The organism is Moorena sp. SIO2C4 (assembly GCF_010672485.1).
GTDB classification, from domain to species: domain Bacteria; phylum Cyanobacteriota; class Cyanobacteriia; order Cyanobacteriales; family Coleofasciculaceae; genus Moorena; species Moorena producens.
The window spans coordinates 1-3,424 of sequence record NZ_JAAHGN010000843.1; the positions used below are offsets into that span (position 1 = coordinate 1).

Consider the following 3,424-nt stretch of genomic DNA (forward strand, 5'->3'; position numbering starts at 1 on the left):
TGTCAGGTTTTTGTTCTGCTTCAGTAAGCGATACAGCGCGGTCTTGGGGAGGGAGCGCGGTCTTGGGGGTTTCCCCACTCGCTATTGTATCAAGAACGGTTTTTTCCGGTTGTGATCCCTGCGCTTGATCCGCTTCAGTAGAATCATCTACTTGAGGTTGAGCCGCAACTTCCGGCAGATTCTGATCAGTGGGAAGGGTTGTAGCTATACTTTGCTCAGCTGTTGGGGGCAGATAGTTAGCGGTAAACAGTTCTGTGGTATTAACAGGAACATCTTTTGCTTTACCCGAAGCTACCAACACTCCCGCAGTTTCCCCTATTATTGTTGCAAAAGTTCCTGATTTCATCCAATCTTTCGCCTCAGTTGCTGTAAAAAACTGCATTCCGTTACTGGCAGTTTCTTCATCCGTGAGATTACCTTTCTCTACCTGGTCGTAGTATGTTTCTACAAAATCTTTTATCTCTTTGGGATTGGATTTCAGGATACGCTCAGAGGCCACTACTACATCTAAGTTGGGTTGAGTACCATCTATTTCCTCTGTTCGGTTCAACAGAGCAACTATTTTCCCGTTAGGCTTGTGAGTCAGGAATTGGTCTAAGCTAGTGCCAATTAGATCAGCTTGTTCCTGACCGAGAGCTGTTGCACGAGCTTCCTGGTCTGACTCTTTAGCATAATTGAAACCAATCCCCCGCTTAACCAGAGCGTCTCGGAAGTTAGCACTACTGAGGATTGAATAACCACCGTCAGTATCCCCTAATCCCTTAAGGTTAAGGTTTGTTTGAGCATCAGCATTCTCGCTTGCATTCTCTGTTGTCGTAGAAGATGTAGTAGAAGAGTTGGCATTTTCTATAGGTGGTGTACTAATACGGTTTAATTGCAAGGAGCGAGAGTTAGAGTTAGTTACCCACCAGGCAGCACCGATGAGTAAAGCAAATGCTAATGCCAAGCTCCCTGGGATTAATTTATTGTCGGTAGTTTTCTTTTGAGCCATCTTGATGCACCTCTCATACTCTTGCTATGTTGGCTATAATTTACCACCTTTGTTGCCAATTATTTCAGGCTTAATAAAAGTACATGTGGGTGAGGAAATTTTGTACTGGTTTTTAGGGAGTAGGAAATAGGTAACAATAATTTAATTTAGATGTACCTCAGGCTTACTAGGAAACGCTATAGTAGTCTTTTGTAGTCTTTTTTCGATTTTATCTATTTTGCATTATAGCGGTTATAAGTTGATGCTGATTAGACGAGTAAGGGCGCACAATGTAAGCCCTTAAAATTAATTTATGTAATTGATTGAGGTTATAATAATTATTATAAATATTCGTAAATAGATTTAAGTTAATGTAAATTTACGACAAAAAAAATAGTTAATGAGAGGATAAATTGCCGTAAAAAAGCAATACTTAGTAAGGATTATAATAAAATTTTTACAAGGCTTGAAAAAACTAGTGATGGCGTAAAAATTTTAGTGATTGAGTAGCCTAGAAGATTCCAGACTAGTTGTGCGATCGCATTAAATCCCATTAACTAGGTTTACGGTCAAACTCGGATCTTAAAAGCAACCAAACTAATGACTAACGACTAATAACCTATACATCTGGTGTATTATGCCAGACAATAAATTCACACTCATCTAGGGGTAGCGTACAGTCCTATAATTCGGAAACCGTGCAATAATCGTGTTTACCGTGACTGGATAATCTTTCCCTATGGTGCAAGTGCCTGACTCTACCGCCGAACTCGCTGCCCTGCTCAACGAACCCATGGATCTGGATTTCCAACTCCCGGACCCAGAGGATGAAGAAATTCAGGAAACCGACTTTGAACAGCTAGTGGATTACGCTTGGCGAGTATGCGATCGCTTTGACTTACAGACCGATATCTGGCGGGGACGGATTCTACGAGTAGTAAGAGACAGGGAGAAAAAAGGGGGTGAAGGAAGGGGAGCTGGATTTTTAAATTGGCTCAAAAGTCGGGAAATCGGCAAGAGTCAGGCTTACTCCCTGATTGAACTGGCTAACAGTGCCGATACTCTGTTAATCGAGGGTCAGCTTAGTCATGATGCCATTAATAACTTCAGTAAACGGGCATTTGTGGAAACAGCTAAGTCGGCTCCCGAAGTCCAGCAGCTGGTGACAGAACGAGCTCAACAAGGCGATCGCATCACCCGCCGGGAGGTCAAACAGGCATCTGATCAATGGACTGCCATGTCCTCAGAATTACTACCAGAGGAAGTTAAAGAAAAATCCGCTGAAGGGGGTCTCCCATCCAGTTACCTAGCCCCATTGGTCAAAGAGATGGAAAAGCTGCCAGAAATCCACCTGATTCCATTACAAGAGGCAATTGCTACTAACCCAGATGTGGACACAGTTAAACACGTGACCTCAGATGCCCGTTGCTTAGCCAAGTATCTAGATGCATCTGCCCAAGTCCAAGCTATCAATCACACATCCTTGGATATGGAACTGGCTTTAGATGAAGCGCTACGGCTTGAGTGTTTAAACACTGCTGCTGATTTAGTGAAACAAGCCTTGGCACTAGAAAAGACTGTTGGCAAACTCTATACCACCTGGAAGCGTTTAGGTAGTCTGTCAGACCGATTGTATGTGGATACCGGGTCAAGTACTCCCCACTTGCGATTGCTGCTGACCTGTATGGATCGTCTAGCGGGTGACGTGATTGAAGTTCCTTTGGACGAGAGTGGAGAGCAGCTGATTCGGCTGAAAGTCATGACTGAAACGTAAGCTATCAGCAATCAGCTGTCAGCCGTCAGCCGTAACTCAGACCTTACGTTCGCGTAGCGCTGCCTTTGGCCTTAGCTTACCTCTTTTATTCAAAATCACATCAAGTAGCGTGGACACAAGTCCTTGGCGGAATGCTGATAGCGGAATGCTGGTAACGGAATGCTGATAGCGGAATGCTGATAGCGGAATGCTGATAACAGAATGCTGATAGCGGAATGCTGATAGCGGAATGCTGATAGCGGAATGCTGATAGCGGAATGCTGATAGCGGAATGCTGATAGCGGAATGCTTACCTCCAATGACTAAGGGGAATTGGTATTTCATTAAGCTATTGGCCAATAATGCCCATCTTAATAGATAATAAACGATTGTTGTAGTCTAGAAAAAGGCTGAAGAAATCTATCGATCAGGGGATGGGCGACGATTTGGCTGTGAAAATAAGGCGTGCAGGGATGAAAGACAGTTTAGATCAGATGAGCGAGAATATACAAAAATTTTCTACCTTAGTGGACCTGCTACGTTACCGAGCAATACACCAGCCGGATCAGATAATTTATACATTTCTACTGAACGGGGAAACCCCAGACCGCTACCTTACCCATAAACAGTTAGACAACCAAGCCCAAGCGATCGCATCCGAGCTTCTACACCAGAACGCTAAAGGGGAGCGAGCGTTGCTA

2 protein-coding genes and 2 pseudogenes are annotated in these 3,424 nt (G+C 43.9%); 2 read left to right on the forward strand and 2 right to left on the reverse strand.

From position 1 onward, the window contains the following. Positions 1-991: pseudogene (locus F6K20_RS30075) on the reverse strand (hypothetical protein); the annotation flags it as partial. 718 nt (positions 992-1,709) lie between these two features. Between F6K20_RS30075 and F6K20_RS30080 the strand changes: the two are divergent. Next, the gene (locus tag F6K20_RS30080; RefSeq protein WP_008179432.1) at positions 1,710-2,744 is read left to right on the forward strand and encodes a hypothetical protein; all 1,035 of its coding nucleotides are present in this window, start codon (positions 1,710-1,712) and stop codon (positions 2,742-2,744) included. 36 nt (positions 2,745-2,780) lie between these two features. On the opposite strand, the gene F6K20_RS30085 is transcribed toward F6K20_RS30080, so the two are convergent. Continuing rightward, the gene (locus F6K20_RS30085; RefSeq protein WP_287265496.1) at positions 2,781-3,068 is read right to left on the reverse strand and encodes a hypothetical protein; all 288 of its coding nucleotides are present in this window, start codon (positions 3,066-3,068) and stop codon (positions 2,781-2,783) included. Between the two features lie 89 nt (positions 3,069-3,157). Here F6K20_RS30085 and F6K20_RS30090 point away from each other — a divergent pair. Next, a pseudogene (locus F6K20_RS30090) lies at positions 3,158-3,424 on the forward strand (AMP-binding protein); the annotation flags it as partial.

Bases quoted from the DNA above. Each gene is read 5' to 3' on its own strand.
- F6K20_RS30080 (WP_008179432.1), top strand. From the start codon at position 1,710: ATGGTGCAAGTGCCTGACTCTACCGCCGAACTCGCTGCCCTGCTCAAC.
- F6K20_RS30085 (WP_287265496.1), bottom strand. From the start codon at position 3,068: ATGAAATACCAATTCCCCTTAGTCATTGGAGGTAAGCATTCCGCTATC.